Source organism: Paraburkholderia sp. JHI2823 (assembly GCF_038900695.1).
Lineage (GTDB): Bacteria > Pseudomonadota > Gammaproteobacteria > Burkholderiales > Burkholderiaceae > Paraburkholderia > Paraburkholderia mimosarum.
Genome location: NZ_JAYMRY010000258.1, coordinates 1 through 451 on the forward strand (window position 1 = coordinate 1; position 451 = coordinate 451).

Annotated in this window: 1 protein-coding gene; it reads left to right on the top strand. The window is 62.5% G+C overall.

The genetic code is table 11. The annotated features are described in order from the left end of the window. A partial coding sequence (locus VSR34_RS38590; RefSeq protein WP_342965255.1) for a glycosyltransferase occupies positions 1-451 on the top strand: 451 nt, incomplete at both ends.

Here is a 451-nt window from a genome sequence, read left to right on the forward strand (position 1 = left end):
CGGCGACATCGTGCTCACGCTCGACGCCGACCTGCAGAATCCGCCCGAGGAAATCGGCAAGCTCGTCTCGAAGATGCGCGAGGGCTTCGATTACGTCGGCACGATCCGCCGGCAGCGCCAGGACAGCCTGTGGCGGCGCAAGGCCTCGCGCGCGATGAATCATCTGCGCGAGCGCATCACCCGCATCAAGATGACCGACCAAGGCTGCATGCTGCGCGCGTACAGCCGCCACATCATCGATACGATCAACCGCTGCGGCGAAATCAACACGTTCATTCCGGCGCTCGCGTACACGTTCGCGCAGAACCCGGTGGAAATCGAGGTTGCGCACGAGGAACGCTTCGCCGGCGAATCGAAGTACTCGCTGTACTCGCTGATCCGCCTGAATTTCGACCTTGTCACCGGCTTCTCGGTGGTGCCGCTGCAATGGCTGTCGTTCATCGGCGTGATC